Raw genomic sequence first — 15,127 nt, 5'->3', positions numbered from 1 at the left:
CCATGAGCATCTTCGAACGATACCTCACTTTGTGGGTCGCGCTTTGCATCGTGGTCGGCGTCGCATTGGGGCACGTCATGCCCGGCTTCTTCGGCGCGGTTGCAGCCGCTGAGGTCGCCAAGGTCAACCTGCCGGTCGCGATACTGATCTGGCTCATGATCGTGCCGATGTTGTTGAAGATCGACTTCGGCTCACTGGGCCAGGTCCGGGAGCATTGGCGCGGCGTCGGCGTCACCCTCTTCATCAATTGGGCCGTGAAGCCGTTCTCGATGGCGCTACTGGGCTCCTTCTTCGTCGGTCACGTCTTCGCACCGTGGCTGCCGTCCGACCAGATCCCGTCCTACATCGCCGGCTTGATCCTGCTTGCGGCTGCCCCCTGCACTGCGATGGTGTTCGTGTGGTCCAATTTGTGCGAAGGGGAGCCCCACTACACTCTGAGCCAGGTCGCACTCAACGACGTGATCATGGTTTTCCTGTTCGCGCCGCTCGTGGGGCTGCTGCTCGGAGTGGCCTCGATCAGCGTCCCCTGGGACACACTGCTTCTGTCCGTCCTGCTTTACATCGTTGTTCCCGTGATTGTCGCTCAGCTGTGGCGCAAGATGCTGCTGCGAGGCGGCGACGCCAGCTTCAACCGCGTCATGCGGATGCTGCAGCCTCTCTCGCTTGTCGCGCTCCTCGCGACGTTGGTGCTGCTCTTCGGCTTCCAGGGAGAGCAGATCGTCAGACAGCCCGGCGTCATCGCGATCCTTGCCGTCCCGATCCTCGTGCAAGTCTATCTCAATGCGGGCCTGGCCTATTGGCTGAGCCGGCGGTTCGGCGTGGCCTGGTGCGTCGCGGCTCCGGCTGCCCTCATCGGCGCGAGCAACTTCTTCGAACTGGCGGTCGCCGCTGCAATCAGCCTGTTCGGCCTGGACTCCGGCGCGGCCCTGGCGACCGTGGTCGGCGTCCTCGTCGAGGTCCCGGTGATGCTGTCCGTCGTCCGCATCGTCAAGGCCACGCGGGGCTGGTACGAAGCGGGGACAGCTAAAGTCCCGACAGCTGCCGAGGCCCGCCAATGAACTCATCATTTGCCGGCGGCGGTGCGGCAGCGATGGATGCCGGTCTGCCAGTCACGGAGACAAGTCGATGAGCGTCACGATCTATCACAACCCGGCTTGCGGCACCTCGCGCAACACGCTGGCGATGATCCGGCAGAGCGGCACTGAGCCCGTCGTCATCGAATATCTCAAGACGCCGCCCTCGCGGGAGAAGCTCGAGGAATTGATCGCAACGATGGGCATTCCGGTCCGCGCGCTGCTGCGTGAGAAGGGAACGCCATACAAGGAGCTCGGCCTGGACGATCCCAAATGGACCGACGACGAGCTCCTGGATTTCATGATCGCACATCCCATTCTGATCAACCGCCCGATCGTGGTGACACCAAAGGGCACGCGCCTGTGCCGGCCGTCGGAGGCCGTGATGGATATCCTGGACAATCCGGTTGGCCGCTTCGTGAAGGAAGACGGCGAGGTGGTCGAGGCGCGATAGGCTTGCATCTTTTCCCGGGGCCACGCCGGCCCGGACCAAGCGTCCGCGTTGAACGCGGAGCTATCCGAGCAAGAAGCCCTTCAACCCCGCGTAGATCGACCCGACGCCGGTCGCAGCGACGCCGGCCAGCGGCCCCGCGGTCTGCATGAGGTCCTGGATCAAGCGAGCCCGGCGGCGCAGCTGCTCCTCGCCGACGTGCTGCCCGAGCAGTCGCGCCACGCGGAAGGCGAACGCATTCGGCTTGCCGCCCTGGGTCAGCACACGCGGCAGGATCTGGAAGATCACGACGCTGAGGATGTTTCCCGAAACGAAAGCGAGCAGGATGCTGGCGCCATATTCGAAAACCTCGCGCCACTCGATCCAGATCGTCGGCAGGATCGGGACATCATCGTGCAGGCCGGTGACCGTCAGCATCGCCAGGATGCTGACGCCTGCGGCCAGGAACGCCAGCACGAATGCCGTCAGGGCGGAGACCCGGTGCAGCGGATAGGCCACGAATCCGAACAGGAGCGGAATGACGATCGATGCAATCCGAAGCGGGATCGGCGACACGTTGAAGGTGATGGTCACGAGCACATGCGCAATCACTAGCAGCAGGGACGGAATCAAGACATAGAGCACCGCATGCGTTCCATAATAACGCAGCGGGTTGTTGTAGCGCTCGAGGCGGACATTGACGCGATCGAGATCGCGCCTGAGCTTGTCCAGCTCGGCGACGATCTCGTCAATCTCGAGCAGCGTCGGCCGTACGACGCGCAAGTCTCGCGAACAATGCTTGCACGCGATGGCTTCGTCCTTGATCGTCTCGGAGCAGAACGGACACTCCATCGCTAGCGCGACTTTCTCCGCTTCATGATGGCTTCGACCTCGTCCCTGGCCCGCCGCAGTTCATCGCGCAGCTCCTCGCGCTTGCGCAGGAGATCGTCGCGCTCGGCAATCAGCGTGGCGGGGACGGCGATGTCGCGCCCGCACGAGGCGCAAACCAGCGCGCCCTCTGCACTTTCGGACCGGCAGTAGGGGCACATCACTTGGGCGCCACCTTGAGGGTGAACATTGCCGTACCCGGTCGGCCATCACTGTCCTTGATATCGACGCGCACCGTGTATTCGCCGGGCGGCAGCTCCGCATCCTGCATGTTGATGCCGTCGGCCTGCACGAAGGGCTTGACCCGAGGGGTCAGGTCGACGTTCGGCGTCCGGAGGAAGATCACCTTGACCGACTCCGGATCGATCTTGGCCCCGCCATAGGATTGAAATTTCAACACCAGCCGGAGAGGTGAGCTCGCCGAGCCGCCCGGCGAGACGAACTCGACCTTGGGACCGCGCAGGATGCCGCGCTGATCGACGGCAACTGCGCCCTTCGGCGGCGGCAATTTCGCTTCCTCCTCCGTGATCAACAGCGTGGCGCGCGATGGTGCCGAGAACGACAAACCTGCAGCCACAAGGCCCAACAAGACTTTCCGCTTCATTTCCCTGCCCCCCCTTCCCCGTTCGTCAACGCAAGCCGCCATCGCCGATGATGGTGTAAGGCGCCCAGAACAGCGGATGCGCATAGGCGAACTCGGTCTTGCCCTCGCTGTTGAGATAGCCCGGCCCATCGACGAGAGCCATCGCCGCCTGGCGCAGCGCCTCGCTGCGCGACAGCTTGGGATCGTCGGCCTGCCGCTTGAACAGGTCGGTCACCAATTGTCGCGCCGACTGTGAGTGGACCGACCAGTTCGTCACCAGCAGCGCGCGCGTTCCGGCGTAGAAAAACGCGCGCCCAAGGCCGGATGCCGCCTCCGCCCCTGCCCCGGCACCGGCGCCGGTGTTGCAGGCCGACAGGATGACCCAGTCCGCATCCAGCTTGAGGCCCAGGATCTCCTCCATGGTCAGGAGGCCGTCGCCGCCCTCACCCGTCACCGCCGGCGACGACAAAGCGAGCGCCGGCTGCGTCAGCCCGTTCAGCTCGCCCGGGACCAGTCCATGGGTTGCAAAGGCCAGGATCCTGAAGCCAGACAGATTCATGGTCTTCACCGCGCTCTCGGTTGCGCTCTTGCCGAGAAACAGCACCTTGGAGGGGTCCGCCTGCAAGGCCAGCGCGATCGATTTCAACTCGTCGGCGGTATCGGGCAGACGGGGCAAGAGGCCGAGCTCGGCGCTGTCGACGCCTTCGAGCTTGGGACTGTTGCGCCGCTTCAGCGGGCCGCCGCGGGTGATGTTGCCGCCGGCGTCGGCGACCTGAATCTTCTCGCCTCCGCCTTCCGCCTCGGCCTGCTGCTCGCTGTTGAAATAGGGATCGCCAAAGGCCACGAGGTCGCCGCGGCCGGGCTTGCCCGGCGGCAATTGCCGCAGCGTGCGCAGCGCCGCCGCCGAAGGCACCGTCGACACGGCATGGGTTCGCGCCAGCCACGGCACACTGCGATAACCGATGAAGAGCGGGTCCTCGTCGGCAGACACTTCCGCCGGCGCCGTCGGCAACAAGGACAGCGGCAACAATCCCAGCGCGCCGTTGGTCACGACGATCACGTTCCTGGCCGGCTTCCAGCCGCTCTCGACCGGCTTGAGCAGCAGTTCGTAGAGCTCGTGGCCGAGCTTGAGGTCGAAGGGCGGAATGTCAGAGATCATCGCAGCTTGCGGCTCGAGCGCTTCGCGCAGCTTGCGGATCTTCGTCTCGATGTCGCCGATCCTGGCCTGCACGGCGGCGAACGCCACCGGCCCGGACTTCGGCACGGCCCAGACGAAACTGCCGTTCTGGCCGAAATAGAACGACAGCATGGCCTCATCGTCGGCCAGCGTGGCGCGGATCTCGGCGACGCTCGGCGGCCTGGGCGAAACGAGATCGGCGTAAATCGGAAACTTCTGCTTGATCTCCTGGCGCGCCTTGTCGCGCTGCCCGCGCAAGGCGCCAATCGAAGCCTGGATTTGTGCAACGCCCTTCTCGTCCCGTTCCGCCGCGGGAAGCGCGAGCACGTTGTTGAGCGTGCCGAGCTGGGCGTTGACCTGCTTGGTGAGGTCCTGCTCCTTGCGCACGAGCTCGGCAAGCGCAGGGTCCTTTGCCGCCGCACGCGCGCTCGAAGCGGCCAGCGCCTGCTGCACCGAACGGCCGCGGACAGCATCAGCGAGGCCGAACGTCTCTTCGCCAACCTCCTTGCCGGTTCCTACGGCCCTGGCAAGCAGCAGCAGATAGCTCTCCACGATGGTCTGCAGCCGCTGGCTGCGCGCGGCCACCACCGTCGTGTTCTCATCGTCGGCGTTTTCTCCGGCGCTCGCCACCATGACCGGGATGGCAGCCTTGAACTCCCGGATAGCTTCAGCATCGCGGCGTGCGCGCATCAGTCCGACGGCCAGCGTGCCGCGCGCCGAGGCGGAATCGAAATGATTCTCGCCGACCCGGGCGACCTGCTTCTTCACGAGCTGCTCGGCCGCGGCGATGCCTGCGTCCAACTGACCGGAGCCGTAAAGCGAGAGGATTCGGGACGGATTGAGTTCGAACACCTGACGGCGCTGCGGATCCCAGCCGGCCACGGCCTTGTCGATCCTCGCAAACATCTCGTTCGCTTCGGCATTCTGGCGCCGAAGCGTCAGAATGCCGGCGAGCTGCGACAGCAATTGTACCGTCGTCTGCGAGTCCTCCGGCACACCCACGCTCTTGTTGATCTCGAGCGCCACACGACCGAGCTTCTCGGCCTCCTCGTAACGGCCCTGATCGACCAGAATGCCCGCCAGCCCCATCACGAAACGCGGCGTGACGGGATTGTACTTGCCGGTGTCCTTCAGGCGCGAGAGCAGCGCGCGACGCGCGTCCGCCTCGGCCTCGGCGAGCCGGCCCTGCTTCGCCTTCATCCGCGCCTGGTTCAACACGGTGCCGTCGATCGCCTGCTGCAGGAGTGTTTCCGCCGGCGCGTTGTCCGACTCCATGATCGCCTTCGTGCTTGCGCGCTTGCGCACCTCCGCATTGCGATAGGCGGTCTCGGCGTCGGCAAACTGTCCGCGCGCCTCGAAAATCAGGGCGCGAGCCAGCTCCAGCTCGCCTTCCCAGCTCTGGCCGAACCTGGAATAGGCCGACCGCCAATTGGGATGGCCGCTGGTCCGGGCCTCCTGGATCGCGGTCTGGCTGCGGCGCAGATAGGCTTCAGCCTGCGCGACGTCGCCCATCTGGATGAGGACGGCCGCGACCCCGCGGTTGGTGTTGAACTGCCATCCCTTGGCGCCCGGCATACTGGCCGCTTCGCGCAGAAGCCTCTGCATGATCTCGAGCGCGCGCTTCGGGTCCCCCGCAAGAGCGTGCTGCAGCGACTGAAGCTGCAACATCCGCGCCAGCAAATTCGGACTGACGGCGCCGCGCCCGACTTCCACGGCCTTGTCGGCGTCGGACATCGCCTCGGCGAGCCGGCCGAGCTGCGCGCGCGCGTTGGCGCGATCGAAATAAAGCTCGGCGAGATCCTGACGGGATTCCTTGCCGGTCGGTGCGGCTTCGGCGTCCGACTTCAATTTCGCGATCGTCTTCTCGTCGGGCTTGTCGCCGTCGAGGATCGCCGTGATGTCGGCGATGCTGCGGGGCGGCGCGACGAAATCCTTCGGGAGCGCGGTGCCTGCCTCGAGCTTGGGTCCCATTTCCTTGGGAAGCTCGACTGCGACATTGGCGCGGCCATTGGCGGCATTCAGTGCCGCCATCACGCAGGCCCTGACCTGGGGCGAGGCCTTGGCGCGGCAAGCTTCGAGATTGGCACCGCCGGCCGGCCCTCCACCTGCGCGCATGCAGGCCTGCACGATCGGCCTGCCGACCGTCATCCGACAATTCTCGAGCGCCGCTTCCTTGGTCAGCGCGGTTGCAGAGCCGGTTGACCCTAGCAGAAGGGCAAAGGTCAGCAGTTGGCGTGGGCTAAGGTCCAGACGGCTCTTAAACGGACCAATGGTGTCCAAGCGCATCTCGAACAACCTTTGAAAAAATAACTTGAAGAAACGGGACCATCCTATCCGGACCGTAGGGAAGGACAAGGGCAATCAAGGCGGTTCCCGGATGCCTCAACGGACCAGGCGGTTGCGGCCGGCATGAGGTGGCGGCGGCTTCAGGCTAGCTTCGCTGACCTGGCTGCAAGGGCGAGATGGCTGCGCTCGGCCGGCAACGGGTTGTATGGTCAGCCCTTCGAGACGACCGCCCGGCCGTAGGGCGGCTGTGCCGCGACCGGTGGATTGGCGGTCTGGGCGGCGAGTTCGCCGATCAGGCGGTCGGCATCGGCGGCCATGCCGTCGGGAGCCTGGATCACCAGGCGTTCCAGCGCCCAGCGGTAGGACGAGATGCGCTGCTCCAGGCACTGCTGCACCCACTGGATGATCAGCGAGTTCTCCTGCATGCGAGCGACCGCATCGTCCCTCTCCCTTGGTGAGAGCGCGGAGACGCGTGCCATGCTGGCATTGCGCTTCCTGTCGAGATCGATGACGCGGATCGCGCTGCCGAAGAACGGCTCGAACCGCGTGATGTCGTTGCGGACGTCCTCGATCAGCTGCGCATAGCGCGAGGAATGCGAGCGGTGCGGCTCGTCGATCAGCGTGCGTCCGTACATGGTGCGGTCGAACACGACCTTCTGCCGCCAGGGCGAGGGCAGCGCCTTGTAGTCGCCGAACACGCTCTTCCAGGCCGGCCGCGACAGCGGCGGCTCGATCATGGGATAGGCGAGATCGCGAAGCTGGCGCTCTTCGTCGGTGAGCTGGAATTGCGAGGGCTGCAGGCCGACGCTGGAGGTGACCTCCGCGCCCAGCCAGCGGTGCATGTCGTCGCTGCGCATGTCGGCGCGCGTGCGGCCGAAATCGCCGCCGCTGCAGGCGCACAGCCCCGCGCCAAGCAGGGCGAGCAGCACGGCCGAAAGGACAGGCCGGATCTGGCGGATGGATTCCGGCATTGCGTGAAGCCGGATGTCAGCGGCGGCGACGACGGCGCCCCGGCGCTGCGCCCTGCTCCGGCCCGCGATCGCCGCTGGTTTCGTCCGCCTCACGCTCGATCCGGATCACGGGAAGGATCACGACCGTTCCCATGTCCGCGCGTGGAGCGACATCCCCCGACGAGCCCACCCGGCGACCGGCCGGAAATTCGATGATGGTCCCCATGTCAGCTCTCTCAATTGCCGTGCGACCGAACGCGCCTCTGCAACGTGGCGATCATTAAGATCAGTTCATGGTTAACGGGATGTAAACGCGCGCCCTTGAACCGTAACCGCACGGGCGCGCCGCGCCGTCCCGTTGCGGTACGACAACGCCTTGAATTGCACGGCCGGCTTCACGCCTCATTTTCCTTAACGAGGCTTTAAAAGAACCTGCGCTAGGTTCGCTCGCAAGTATCTTTTCCGAGTTGCGTACGCCTCCATGACCAAGTCGCTGTTTCCCGGATTCGACGGGCTGATGAACCTGTCCCGTCGCGAAGGTGTCGACGTCCGTCCAACGCTGCTGCGCGTGCTGACCGACCTGTATGTCCAGACCGGCACCCACAGCGAGGACGAGCAGCGGCAGTTCGTTGAGCTCGCCACGCGGCTGATCGACCAGGTCGACGATGCGACGCGCGCGGCCGTCAAGGCGCGGCTCGCGGTCTATCCGCACACGCCCGTCCCGGTCCTGCAGAAGCTCGGGCTGGTCGCGGCACAGGAAGGCCGCAGGGTTCCATTACCTCCCTCTCCGGCGCGCGCGCCCGCCGAGCCCGAGCAGCGCATGACCGCCGACATGGCGATGCAGCCGAAGGAGGCGGCCGAGATCCACGACATGTTCTTCCGCGCCGGCGCCTCCGAGCGCGCGCTGATCCTGCACAATCTGGCACAGACCCCGCTGAAGGCCGCTCCCCGCATCCCAACCGTGCGCGCCAAACGCGCGATCCAGATCCTGGAAATGGCGGCGATCGCGGGTGACGTCGAGAACTTCACCTTCGAGCTCGGCGACAGCCTGCTCCTGCCCTCGCGCGTCGCGGCCCAGATCGTCGACGATGCTGGCGGCGAGGCGCTCGCCGTCGCCGCGCGCGCGCTCGATATGCCGAGCCCGGTGTTCCAGCGCATCCTGCTGTTCTTCAAGCCGGAGATCGGCACGTCCGTGAACGCCGTGTACCGACTGTCGCGGCTCTACGACCGACTCGCCGAGCGCTCGGCGCTGGTGATGCTGGCGGCCTGGCGCGGCTCGACGCTCGCCGTCACGCGCGCAAAGTACCAGGCAGCGCTGCATGACGGCGAACGCCAGCGCGCGCGTGCGGGCGCGAGCCAGACGCGGCCGGGCGCGCAGCCCGGCTCCAGCCCGACGGTGCGCAAGGGCACGGGTTCGTCGGACCGGTAAAGACGGCCATGAGGCAGCGACATTGGATGTGGGGTGCGCAACGCCTGTTCAAGCTCGTCGTTGCGAGCGCAGCGAATCAATCCTCCGTAGAAAGATTCTGGATTGCTTCGTCGCTTTGCTCCTCGCAATGACGGCGGGGCGCGATAGTTACATCTTTGCCAATTCCAGAAAATGCCGTCCGGCACGGTCCTCGGTCTCGACGATCCAGGCGTCGGAATCGAAGCGGATCTCCTTGGTCAGCCGCTCCTCGATCGTGTGCTCCGGCAGAGGCTGCGGTGACACGGGCACGAAGAAGCGATCGATGGGCCGGCCGTCGTCATAGACGGTCTGCGGCGCCGGCGCGTACAGCATCGCATTGCCGTCGAGCAGCGACACCTTGACGAACACCGCGCCCGCCTCCTCGGCGCCGCGGCGTCGCACGGCGCCGAACACGCCCTCGGTCTGGCAGCGGCGCAAGTAAGCGGCCACCCAAATGTTGGATTTCAAACGCATGAATTCGACGATAGGCCAGCGCGAGGTCTCACGCCAGCCTCACTTCGTCCATCTCACGCCCTGCGCGTGCTCTCCTGGCCGCCGCGAATCTGGGTCGCGACGAAATATGACAGCGGCATCGCCAGCGCGAATCCCACGGCCACGGCGTAGGGAATGTTCTTGATGGCATCCGCCGCAAGGCTCGGCACCATCAGCACCACGATCAGACTGACTCCAGCCAACGTGGTTCCCAACATGATCCAGACCAGAATCGAAACCTTGAACATGACGACCTCTCTCTTCCCTGATGAGGATGAGCGATCATGTACCCCGAAGCCGCCGGCCGTCATTGATCCCCAGCAAATCCCGCGCCCGCGGACGCCGAGCTGATGTGCGGACGCGCGATATGCGGAATTGATCGGCGTCAATGACAGGCGGTACGGCTACTCGACGGGATGGCCGATCGCGGCGCCGAGCTCGCGCAACAGCCGATCGGAGACCTGCCCGGTGACCGGCATTTTGTGCTCGCGCTCGAACTTCTGGATCGCGGACTGGGTCTCGCCGCCCATCGTGCCCGTGATCTTCAGATTGCCGTAGCCATATTCGGACAGCGCGCGCTGCACGCCGGCGATACGCCGCGCGGCCGGGCTTTGCGCCGGAATCGGCGCCGGCGGACGCAGGGCCGAGGGCGGCGCCGAGGTCGTCGACTTGACCAGGTTCGTCATCGGATCGCTCGCGCGCGTCGAGGCGGTTGCCTCGACGGGCTTTTCGGGCGCCTTCTCGACGGCACGCTCGGCAGGTTTGGGCTCGACGCGGAACTCCGTCGCACGCGGCTCGAGCGGCGAGCTATCGGCGCCGACGGGGCGCGGACGCGGCAACGGGTTTGCCAGCGGCACGGACGACGGCGCGGGAAGATTGATCACCGTGCCGAACATCGGCGCTGGATGCCGGCCGGTCTGGAGGAACAGCGCATTGGCAACGATCGCACTGATCGCGGCGGCGGCGACGAGGCCGGCCAGCGTATCCTTGGGGCTGTGCAGCAGCACGCGCAGCACGAGGTTGCGCTCGGTCTCGACATCGACGACCGCGGCTTTGGCGCCACGACGGCGCGGAGCGGCTTCGTCCTTTGCAGACTTCCTAGGCACTTTTCTTCACCAGAGCGGGTTGGTCCTGAGGCTGGTCGTGAGTTTGGTCGTGAAGGTCCTGGCGCAGCACCGGCGTCAGCGTCGCGATCTTGCCCTCGGCCGGCCTGACTTGCGGCGGCGTGTAGACGAGCGGCAGCTTGACGGTGACGGCGGTGCCCTCTCCCAACCTGCTTTGTACCGTCAATTCGCCGAGATGCAACGCCACGAGACTCTTGACGATCGAAAGTCCAAGACCGGTGCCTTCGTGACGGCGCTGATAGGTCCTGCCGGCCTGGAAGAACGGCGCGCCGATGCGCTTGAGATCGTCGGGCGCGATGCCGACGCCGGTGTCGCTGACGCGCAGCGTCAGCTGCGAACCCGACACCGCGGCTGATACGGAGACCTGGCCGCCGCGCTCGGTGAACTTGATCGCATTGGCGACGAGGTTGAGCACGATCTGCTTGAAGGCCCTGGGATCGCCGGTCATGACGGGCAGGTCCTGCGGCGCGTCGGTGATCAGGTCGATGCCGTTCTCCCGCGCCTTCAGCGCCAGCAGATTGCAGCAATGGAGCAGCGAGGCGCGCGGTGCGAACGGCTCGGAGGCAATCTCGAAATTGCCCGACTCCATCTTCGACATGTCCAGGATGCCGTTGACGACCGACAGCAGATGCTGGCCGGAATCGTTGATGAGCTGGGCATATTCCTTGCGCTGGGCCGCCCCCAGCATCAGGCTCTGCTCCTGCGCGATCATCTCGGAGAAGCCGATGATGGCGTTGAGCGGCGTGCGCAGCTCATGGCTCATGGTGGCGAGGAAGCGGGTCTTGGCGGCATCGGCCGTCTCGGCGGCGCTGCGCGCCTGATCCAGCGCCTGCTCGAAAAGCTTGCGGTCGGTGACGTCACGCATCACCGCGACGACTTCGGCTTCGCGGGTTGTGTCACGATCGGTATCCTGGCGGCCGAGATCCAGGTCGAGCGGGCGGCAGCGCATCTCGACCCAGATGAAATCGACCTCACCGCGCTCGGAACCAACGGGCTCCCGCCGCAGCCGGAACTCGACGCTTGCGACATCGCCGCGCGCCGCATCCGACAGAGCGGTGAGATAGGCTGGCCGATCGGCGACATGGACGCGGTCGAACAGGCCGTGGCCGAGCAGTTGCGCCACTTGCAGGCCGAGCATGGCCTCCACCGCCGGCGAGATGAACTGCACGGCGCCGTTACGCTGATGCCGCGAAATCACGTCGCTCATGTTGCGCGCGAGCAGGCGGTAACGCTCCTCCTCGCGCGACAAGAGCGCGACACTGGTGCGCGCGAGCGATTCCGCGCCGAAGGCGAGCCCTGCGGCATAGAGAGTCGCAGACGCGATGCCGAAGGCCATCAGCACGCCGCGCTCGGCCGCGCTCGGCTCCTCCACCGGCAGCCAACCGAGCTGGCTGATCAGGATCAGCATCCCGGCGCAGGACAGCGCGAGCAGCGAGGCAAAGGCCGCGACGCGGCGCGAGGCCGACAGCGCAGCTTCGAGTGGAACCACGATCAGCCAGACCGCGGCGAATGATTGGATGCCGCCCGTCGTGACCGCGACCGCCATGATCAGGCCGGCGAGCGCCAGCGACGACAGCACATGCGCGCCTTCGTAGCGTCCGGTGCGCGACAGGAACCAGGCCAGCATGATGGGCGCGATCAGCCAGGCAAAGGCCGCGACCTCGACCGCGCTCGGCGCACCGCGCATGGCGAGATAAACCGGGAATGCGGCAAAGGCGGCCAGGCTGCCGAGCAGCCGCGGCGCCATGAAGGCACGATGGCGCGCTCGCATCAGCGCATCGTAGCGCGCGGAGGGATGCAGCAGCGCATCGAGACAATCGCGGATGATACTCAAAACTGTCACGGGTCTCGCGCTTCGGCTCAATCGTCTCTTGGAAGACGCGCCGGAACGCCTCCTTGTCGTTGAGCCACCGTGTCAGAGCGACCTTAAACGAGTGCTAAGGCGACGCCGCGTGCGGCCGGACACCGCGCGATCGCGAAGCTTTTTAGACGATTTGGCGACGTCTTCGGTCAGGATGGTGAACACAGGGTTTCACCTTCCTCCGCATGGTTTCGAATTGGTGGATGCGGGCAGCCGGCGGAATCACGGGCGCGGGCGTCAATCGAAAATTTACGACACCGTCGGCTTCGAAGAATCCTGCGCAAATTTTCCGCGAATTAAGCTCAAGGCAATCACTTGCGATTTATCGAGAGTTGCTAGGTCCGACTTCCGCGGAGATCGCCGCGGGCGGAATCCAACGGACAGGTCGCAAGATGCGCTTTCTGCTTCGCATCACATTCTGGCTCGGGCTGGTGCTGGTGCTCCTGCCGCGGGACAAGACGCCCGAATCGGAGAAGCTGCCGCAGATCGGCGCCGCCGACGCGGTGCAGGCTGCGACTGCGGCCGTCTCCGACATGACCCATTTCTGCAAGCGCCAGCCGGCCGCCTGCGAGGTCGGCGGACAGGCCGCGACCATCATCGGCCAGCGGGCCCAGGACGGCGCCAAGAAGCTCTACCAGATCATCAACGACAAGAAAGAGCAGATCACCAACGACAAGAACGAGAAGACCGACAAGACCGACAAGAAGGCGCCCGACCATACCGGCTCGATCGCCATGGCCGGCGAAGGCGACAGTGCCGCAAGCGAGGCGCCGCGCGATACCCTGACCCAGGACGACCTTGCGCTCGAATGGCGCGGACCAGGACCAGCGAAATAGCGGCCGAACCCTATCGATTTCACGGCTTCGCGACCTTATATTGGCCTGAACACGAACACGGGCCAGCATGACGACGATCGACGAAATCAGGGACAATTTCGAGCTTCTGGACGAGTGGGACGACCGCTACCGGTATGTCATCGAGCTCGGCCGCACCCTGGAACCGATGCCGGAGGCGGAACACTCCGCCGCCAACAAGGTGCAGGGCTGCGTCAGCCAGGTCTGGCTCCAGAAGCTGGTCGACCGCAGCAATGGCGAACCGATCCTGAGATATCGCGGCGACAGCGACGCGCATATCGTGCGCGGGCTGGTCGCGATCGTGCTTGCGCTCTATTCGGGTCGCACGCCGCAGCAGATCCTCGATACCGACGCGATCGCCGTGTTCAACGAGTTCGGCTTTCGCGATCATCTGACGCCGCAGCGCTCCAATGGCCTGCGCTCGATGGTCGAGCGCATCAAGAGAGACGCGAAAGCGGCGCTCGCGGAAGCGACGTAGGAAATCACTTCCGCTTTCGCTGCTGCTGTCCGAGGCCCATCTGCTTGGCAAGCTGCGAGCGCGCCACCGCATAGTTCGGGGCGACCATGGGATAGTCGGCCGGCAAGCCCCACTTCTCGCGGTATTGTTCCGGCGTCATGTTGTACTGCGTGCGCAAATGGCGCTTCAGCGACTTGAAGCGCTTGCCGTCTTCCAGACAGACCAGATAATCGGGCGCGATCGACTTCTTCAGCGACACGGCCGGCTTGGCGGGCTCGAGCGGCGCCGCCTCGGTGCGGCCCGACGACACCCGCACCAGAGCGGCATGCACCTGGCTGATCAGGTTCGGAATCTCAGCCGCCGGCGTCGGATTGTTGCTGAGATAGGCCGACACGATGCTTGCCGTCAGCTCGATGAAATTCCTGGCCCCCGCGTCCGACATCGGCCGCCCTCCCTCCACCTTGCGTCTCACGGGATTGACGACGCCAGAGTATTCCATGTCAACAATACGTTCGGCTGAAATAAGATAACGGACGATGATGCGCTGATTACTGGTGAACGGCGCTGCTTTACTTACGCGCGGCAGCCTCAACCGCGCTGGTCGAGATGGGCGCGGAGCTCGTCGATCGAGGCAAAGCGCATCATGCCTTCCGGCATCTGCGCCTCGATCGAGCCGTCGGAATAGAGCGAATAGGCCATGCCGTCGACGACGCCGGATTTGAGCACGGTCACGGGTGCCGGCTCGACGGGTGGTGGCGGCTCGGGTGCAGGCGGTGGGGCGCCCTCCGCAAAGGTCGAGGGGGAACGCGGCGGCGGACGGCGCGGGGGAGGAGCCGGCGGCTCCTGCGGGCGCATACGATCCGGCTTCGGCCAGGCCACGTCAAAGCTCGCGGGCGGATGGTCCGGCGCCTCACCGGGCTCCTCCGCAGGCAGCTGCGACGCCGCGCCTTCGGTGCCCTTCTCCGCGCGCTCGCGCTCCTTGCGCGAGGTCGAGGTGAACAGCAGGTTGCGCCGGCGCGGCGCTTCCGGGGCGGGTGGCGGCGCAGGAGCTTCCGCCTCCTGCGGTCCCTCGACCCGCGGACGCTCGCGCGCGGCAGCTTCGCTCTGCCACGGCCGCGGGCCTGCGGACGGTGGTGGCGGCGGCGCCGGCTCGGACGTGACCATGCCTGATACGGCGAGGCCCGGCAGCACGGGCCTGACCCGAACATCGAACGGCGCGATCGCGGCGGCCAGCCGGCGCGCGATGCCCTTGAGCTCGAGCAGCACGAGATACAGGCCGACCAGTAACATTCCGGAGCAGACGCCGATGGCGCCGGAGATTATGAGAGTTCCTCCGAGGCTGAATTCCCTGATCGTCAGGCCGAAAATGATCGCAAGGAGACCCGCCAGGAAGGCGCAAATCCCCACGATCAACAATGCCAAGTTCATCGACTCACCCCCGGCCGCGCATCCACACGCGACAACCGCTACGCCACGATACCGTCATACGATGTTCCACGCCAACG

17 protein-coding genes are annotated in these 15,127 nt (G+C 65.7%); 5 read left to right on the top strand and 12 right to left on the bottom strand.

All coding sequences use genetic code 11. The annotated features are described in order from the left end of the window. The first annotated feature begins 2 nt into the window (after positions 1-2). Entirely contained in the window at positions 3-1,058 is a 1,056-nt protein-coding gene (arsB, locus tag FJV43_RS28885) for an ACR3 family arsenite efflux transporter (RefSeq protein WP_239629649.1), read from the top strand. Positions 1,059-1,125: 67 nt separating this feature from the next. Next, positions 1,126-1,527, top strand: a complete 402-nt coding sequence (gene arsC, locus FJV43_RS28880) for an arsenate reductase (glutaredoxin) (protein WP_239622395.1) — start codon at positions 1,126-1,128, stop codon at positions 1,525-1,527. A gap of 60 nt (positions 1,528-1,587) precedes the next feature. Here the strand turns inward: arsC and FJV43_RS28875 are convergent, their stop codons facing one another. The 6 genes from FJV43_RS28875 to FJV43_RS28850 all read right to left on the bottom strand — a co-directional run bounded on the left by FJV43_RS28875 (position 1,588) and on the right by FJV43_RS28850 (position 7,613). Then, the gene (locus tag FJV43_RS28875) at positions 1,588-2,355 is read right to left on the bottom strand and encodes a hypothetical protein (RefSeq protein ID WP_239622394.1); all 768 of its coding nucleotides are present in this window, start codon (positions 2,353-2,355) and stop codon (positions 1,588-1,590) included. A 2-nt stretch (positions 2,356-2,357) separates the two neighbouring features. Further along, a complete protein-coding gene (locus tag FJV43_RS28870) occupies positions 2,358-2,552 on the bottom strand; it encodes a hypothetical protein (protein WP_239629647.1) in 195 nt (64 codons plus the stop codon). Next, positions 2,552-2,995 carry a hypothetical protein gene (locus FJV43_RS28865; protein WP_239622393.1) on the bottom strand — a complete coding sequence of 148 codons (444 nt, stop codon included), beginning with the start codon at positions 2,993-2,995 and terminating at the stop codon, positions 2,552-2,554. The genes FJV43_RS28870 and FJV43_RS28865 overlap by 1 nt, the downstream gene beginning before the upstream one ends. A 25-nt stretch (positions 2,996-3,020) precedes the next feature. Then, complete coding sequence (locus FJV43_RS28860; protein ID WP_239622392.1) at positions 3,021-6,299, bottom strand: CHAT domain-containing protein; 3,279 nt, start codon at positions 6,297-6,299, stop codon at positions 3,021-3,023. A gap of 347 nt (positions 6,300-6,646) precedes the next feature. Continuing rightward, positions 6,647-7,408 (bottom strand): hypothetical protein, encoded by a 762-nt coding sequence (locus FJV43_RS28855; protein WP_239622391.1) that lies wholly within the window; start codon positions 7,406-7,408, stop codon positions 6,647-6,649. Between the two features lie 16 nt (positions 7,409-7,424). Next, the gene (locus FJV43_RS28850; RefSeq protein WP_131874317.1) at positions 7,425-7,613 is read right to left on the bottom strand and encodes a hypothetical protein; all 189 of its coding nucleotides are present in this window, start codon (positions 7,611-7,613) and stop codon (positions 7,425-7,427) included. A 255-nt stretch (positions 7,614-7,868) separates the two neighbouring features. On the opposite strand from FJV43_RS28850, the gene FJV43_RS28845 reads away from it, so the two are divergent. Beyond that, positions 7,869-8,816 carry a DUF2336 domain-containing protein gene (locus FJV43_RS28845; protein ID WP_239622390.1) on the top strand — a complete coding sequence of 316 codons (948 nt, stop codon included), beginning with the start codon at positions 7,869-7,871 and terminating at the stop codon, positions 8,814-8,816. A 147-nt stretch (positions 8,817-8,963) separates the two neighbouring features. On the opposite strand, the gene FJV43_RS28840 is transcribed toward FJV43_RS28845, so the two are convergent. The 4 genes from FJV43_RS28840 to FJV43_RS28825 form a co-directional block, all read right to left on the bottom strand. Then, positions 8,964-9,308, bottom strand: a complete 345-nt coding sequence (locus tag FJV43_RS28840; protein WP_061878014.1) for a DUF1491 family protein — start codon at positions 9,306-9,308, stop codon at positions 8,964-8,966. Positions 9,309-9,361: 53 nt separating this feature from the next. Next, a complete protein-coding gene (locus FJV43_RS28835) occupies positions 9,362-9,574 on the bottom strand; it encodes a hypothetical protein (RefSeq protein ID WP_239622389.1) in 213 nt (70 codons plus the stop codon). Positions 9,575-9,730: 156 nt separating this feature from the next. Then, on the bottom strand, positions 9,731-10,432 hold the full coding sequence (locus tag FJV43_RS28830; RefSeq protein ID WP_239622388.1) for a peptidoglycan-binding domain-containing protein: 702 nt from the start codon (positions 10,430-10,432) through the stop codon (positions 9,731-9,733). Beyond that, positions 10,425-12,293 carry an ATP-binding protein gene (locus FJV43_RS28825; RefSeq protein WP_239622387.1) on the bottom strand — a complete coding sequence of 623 codons (1,869 nt, stop codon included), beginning with the start codon at positions 12,291-12,293 and terminating at the stop codon, positions 10,425-10,427. Before FJV43_RS28825 ends, FJV43_RS28830 begins: the two co-directional genes overlap by 8 nt. A gap of 410 nt (positions 12,294-12,703) precedes the next feature. Between FJV43_RS28825 and FJV43_RS28820 the strand changes: the two genes are divergently transcribed. Continuing rightward, positions 12,704-13,147, top strand: a complete 444-nt coding sequence (locus FJV43_RS28820) for a DUF5330 domain-containing protein (protein ID WP_239622386.1) — start codon at positions 12,704-12,706, stop codon at positions 13,145-13,147. A gap of 67 nt (positions 13,148-13,214) precedes the next feature. Continuing rightward, the gene (locus tag FJV43_RS28815; protein WP_239622385.1) at positions 13,215-13,643 is read left to right on the top strand and encodes a SufE family protein; all 429 of its coding nucleotides are present in this window, start codon (positions 13,215-13,217) and stop codon (positions 13,641-13,643) included. A gap of 4 nt (positions 13,644-13,647) precedes the next feature. On the opposite strand, the gene FJV43_RS28810 is transcribed toward FJV43_RS28815, so the two are convergent. Beyond that, positions 13,648-14,064: a MucR family transcriptional regulator gene (locus FJV43_RS28810; RefSeq protein WP_239622384.1), complete on the bottom strand. Its 417-nt coding sequence runs from the start codon at positions 14,062-14,064 to the stop codon at positions 13,648-13,650. 146 nt (positions 14,065-14,210) lie between these two features. After that, positions 14,211-15,050: a DUF308 domain-containing protein gene (locus tag FJV43_RS28805; protein WP_239622383.1), complete on the bottom strand. Its 840-nt coding sequence runs from the start codon at positions 15,048-15,050 to the stop codon at positions 14,211-14,213. Positions 15,051-15,127: the final 77 nt, after the last annotated feature.

Source organism: Bradyrhizobium sp. I71, assembly GCF_022354745.1.
GTDB classification, from domain to species: Bacteria; Pseudomonadota; Alphaproteobacteria; order Rhizobiales; family Xanthobacteraceae; genus Bradyrhizobium; species Bradyrhizobium liaoningense.
The sequence above is the reverse complement of the archived record's forward strand: the minus strand, read 5'-3'. Positions and strand labels throughout refer to the sequence as shown.